This is a genomic window from Rhizobium sp. 42MFCr.1, from assembly GCF_000377185.1.
GTDB lineage: Bacteria > Pseudomonadota > Alphaproteobacteria > Rhizobiales > Rhizobiaceae > Rhizobium > Rhizobium altiplani.
The window spans coordinates 1-3239 of the sequence record NZ_KB897897.1; the positions used below are offsets into that span (position 1 = coordinate 1).

Annotated in this window: 4 protein-coding genes and 1 tRNA gene; 2 read left to right on the plus strand and 3 right to left on the minus strand. The window is 61.1% G+C overall.

Annotated elements, in window-relative coordinates:
* Positions 1–96: 96 nt before the first annotated feature.
* Positions 97–483 (minus strand): hypothetical protein, encoded by a 387-nt coding sequence (locus C934_RS0131405; RefSeq protein ID WP_018860461.1) that lies wholly within the window; start codon positions 481–483, stop codon positions 97–99.
* 218 nt (positions 484–701) lie between these two features.
* Here C934_RS0131405 and C934_RS0131410 point away from each other — a divergent pair, with 218 nt between their 5' ends.
* The gene (locus C934_RS0131410; RefSeq protein WP_018860462.1) at positions 702–1610 is read left to right on the plus strand and encodes a DUF1499 domain-containing protein; all 909 of its coding nucleotides are present in this window, start codon (positions 702–704) and stop codon (positions 1608–1610) included.
* A 74-nt stretch (positions 1611–1684) separates the two neighbouring features.
* Here C934_RS0131410 and C934_RS0131415 read toward each other — a convergent pair whose 3' ends face one another.
* Together C934_RS0131415 and C934_RS0131420 are read right to left on the minus strand one after the other, a co-directional pair.
* A complete protein-coding gene (locus C934_RS0131415) occupies positions 1685–2602 on the minus strand; it encodes an MBL fold metallo-hydrolase (RefSeq protein WP_018860463.1) in 918 nt (305 codons plus the stop codon).
* Positions 2603–2899, minus strand: coding sequence for a cupin domain-containing protein (locus C934_RS0131420; protein WP_018860464.1), 297 nt, complete (start codon positions 2897–2899; stop codon positions 2603–2605).
* A gap of 161 nt (positions 2900–3060) precedes the next feature.
* Between C934_RS0131420 and C934_RS0131425 the strand changes: the two genes are divergently transcribed.
* A tRNA-Gln gene (locus C934_RS0131425) sits at positions 3061–3135 on the plus strand.
* Positions 3136–3239: the final 104 nt, after the last annotated feature.

Below are 3239 nucleotides of genomic sequence, written 5' to 3' on the forward strand. Positions count from 1 at the left end.
CATCGCCGCCACGCATCCATCAGCTCCAAATCGCAATAAAGCGAGTGAATCACGACAGGAGCCTTGCGCCAATGCCTTTTTCAACAGCCTGCTAGGTCAGAACCGTTCAAGAACCTTGATGAAGGCGTCGGCGAAGCGGATGAGGTGGGCCGTCGCAGGATCCGGCGCTTCCATGCGGATTTCCGTGCCGCTGTGATCCAGCACGGCAAGAACGACACGCATCTGTTCGCTCATGGACGGGATGCGCAGCACTGCAATGCGCTTGCAATCGTCCATCAATCCCTCGGCGGGAAGATCAAACAGGAATTCTCCGCCAGCCTTGGCGGATGCTACGCGGACGGTTTCGCAGAAGTCGGATTTGCCATCGTATCCGTCGAGCGACAATTCCAGTTCCAGAAGCTCTATCGGCAGAAGCGGATCTGCATGATCGGCTGCGCCCAGCGTCGGCGACTGGGTTCCCGATGCGGGCTCCGGTGCAATCATTGCCCTTCTCCTGTTGGTCGGTTGCGACCCAAACCATACAACTGCAAATCAAGGAATATCAGAAAATGCTTACGCACGCCATTGTCGTCTTCCCCGTGGATTGCGCCCATCGGAATGACACAACAGTTTCAATTTAGGCGAATCTTGCACTAAACAAGTGGAGGGCGATTTTGCGCGTTCATGCGGGACGCGCCGCTTGCGAGTAACCGGTAAGTTTGATGGCAATCCGTTTCGACCGCCCTGTTTCAAATGCTGCCCGCTTCTCGCGGCGCTTCGCAGCGTTTGCCCTGGTTCTCTGCCTTGCGGCTCTGGTTGGTCATCGCTTCGCCGGCCTTTCTACGCCATACCTTGTGCTGGTTCTGCTCGTCTCCGCGGGCTTCGCGCTGCTTGGGACCTTGCTTGCCGTTGCCGGGCTGCGCAGCCTCTGGCTGACGGGTGCCGAAGGCGGGCTCGATGCCTTGAAAGCCTTGATTTATGTGGCCCTTCCGCTCGCCATCGGCGGGATTGCCGCCGAACGCTATTTCGCGCTGCCGGCGATCTACGACGTGTCAACCGATATCGTCTCGGCGCCGGACTGGCTGAAGACGCCGAACGCAGATCAGATCTGGCTGAAGCGAGAGCCGGCGGTCACGCCTGAGGACCGCGAAAAGCAGCTCGAAGCCTACCCGGAACTCACAGGCCGTCGCTACGACGGCGCTATCGACCGCGTGCTCGAAGCCGTCAAGAAGGTCGCCAAGGAGAATGGCATCCGCATTACCCGCGCCGACGGTGACAGCGAGCCAAGCCCCGATCTCGAGAAGCGACCGGCGAAGCCGCAGCCAGATGACGCCGCGGTTGCTGAGGCGCCAGAAGCCGTGCCGGTCCCGACGCCACGGCCCTACGACGACGACGTTGCGCAGCTGATTCGCCGGGCCAATGGCGTAACGCTGCAGGGCGAAACCCGCACCTTGGTTCTCGGCCTGCGTTTCGACATCGTCATCCGCTTGCGGGAGGAAGCGGAAACCACCTTCGTCGACGTCAGGGTCGCCTCGCGCTACGGCCCCCATGATCTCGGCCTCAGCGCCGATATCGCGGAGAACTACCTCAAGGCGCTCGATTCCGAATTGCTCGGCATCGCTGGCAGCTAGCCTCGTTCGCCTCAATATCTGCCATCGAAGACGATGACAGGCTTGTCGTCGGCAAATACAGGCGCCGACGTAAGCTATTTCCGTGTTGCAGGTCGGTAGGAGCCGAAAAGGGCAGGCGGTCCATCCGTTTCGATCTCACCCCGCTCCACCAGATCCTCGATATGGGCAAGAACCGAAAGCGCGGCAGCGCCATGCAGGCGCGGATCCGTCTCGCGATAGATCACCTTCACCATGTCGGGGATGTTCGTATCGCCAGCGCGGATGCGGCCGAGCACGGCGCGTTCGCGCATCCGCCGATGCGTCTTCAGGGCTCGCATGAAAGAGATCGGCTTGCGGACGGGGCCGCCATGTCCGGGAAGCAGCAGGCGGTCGTGCCTCTCGATCAGCTTGTCGAGGGAGGCCATGTAGTCGGCCATCGAGCCATCGGGCGGCGCGACGATGGAGGTAGCCCACCCCATGACATGATCGGCGGAAAACAGGATCCCGGTTCCCTCGAGCGCGAAGGCCGCGTGATTGGCGGTATGCCCGGGCGTCAACACGCCCGTCAGCCCCCAGCCGTCGCCCTCGATCGTCTCGCCGTCGCCGATTGTGACGTCGGGCCGGAATTCCAGGTCCGAGCTTTCGGCGAAGGGATTGATCTCGCCCTGATGCAGTGGCCGGGCAGCGCGGTGTGGTCCCTCGGCGACGATCCGCGCCCCGGTCGCCGCCTGCAGGCGCCGAGACAGCGGGGAGTGGTCGCGATGGGTATGACTGATGAAGATATGGGTGACCTCGCGTCCATCGAGCGCTGCCATCAATGCCTGCAAGTGTGCCTCGTCCTCCGGCCCAGGATCGATGACCGCCACGGAGCGATCCCCGACGATGTAGCTGTTCGTGCCGTGAAACGTGAAGGCGCTCGGATTGTTGACCGTAATGCGCTGCACGTCTGAGGCAACAGGCACGGCCTGGCCATAGGCGGGCTCGAAGGCCAAATTGAACTCGGGACTTGCCATTTACTTGTATTCGATCTCGATGAAGGACATCGGCTGATCGCCGGCATTGACGACATTGTGCTCGATTCCGGCGTCGCGGCGGTAGGCAGCGCCCTTGGCAATATCGACCCTGCGGCTGCCGTCCTTTTCCTCCAGCAGGAACTGGCAATCGGTCATCGGCACGACGACATAGCCCATCCCATGTGTATGGATGCCCGTATCGGCTCCCGGCTCGAAGTCCCAGCGCGTGATCCGAACCACGGCATCGTCGAGCAGCAGCGTTGCGAGGGCAGGCGGGCGGGCGCGGTACTGGCTCATCGTTACTCCATCGTCCTGGACGGCTGACGCGAGACCTAGCATGGTGACGCAAAATGCGCACAGAAATATGCAATGGCCCGAAACTTAATGATTGTGACGTCAAGCGAGCTTTGCTAAGCAGGCGTCGATTTGGCAAGCGGGTCTCCGCTTTCAAGCTCTGGTGGGGCGTCGCCAAGCGGTAAGGCACCGGTTTTTGGTACCGGCATTCCCAGGTTCGAATCCTGGCGCCCCAGCCATTGAATTCCGGTCCGTTCTGGACACATAGGTTACGTTTTATTCCTGAGACATAGGTAACACTTTTGGACCGAAAGGGTTCGGCAAAGGTTCAAGCCTGCATGTC

Bases quoted from the DNA above. Each gene is read 5' to 3' on its own strand.
- C934_RS0131405 (WP_018860461.1), bottom strand. From the start codon at position 483: ATGATTGCACCGGAGCCCGCATCGGGAACCCAGTCGCCGACGCTGGGC.
- C934_RS0131410 (WP_018860462.1), top strand. From the start codon at position 702: ATGGCAATCCGTTTCGACCGCCCTGTTTCAAATGCTGCCCGCTTCTCG.
- C934_RS0131415 (WP_018860463.1), bottom strand. From the start codon at position 2,602: ATGGCAAGTCCCGAGTTCAATTTGGCCTTCGAGCCCGCCTATGGCCAG.
- C934_RS0131420 (WP_018860464.1), bottom strand. From the start codon at position 2,899: ATGAGCCAGTACCGCGCCCGCCCGCCTGCCCTCGCAACGCTGCTGCTC.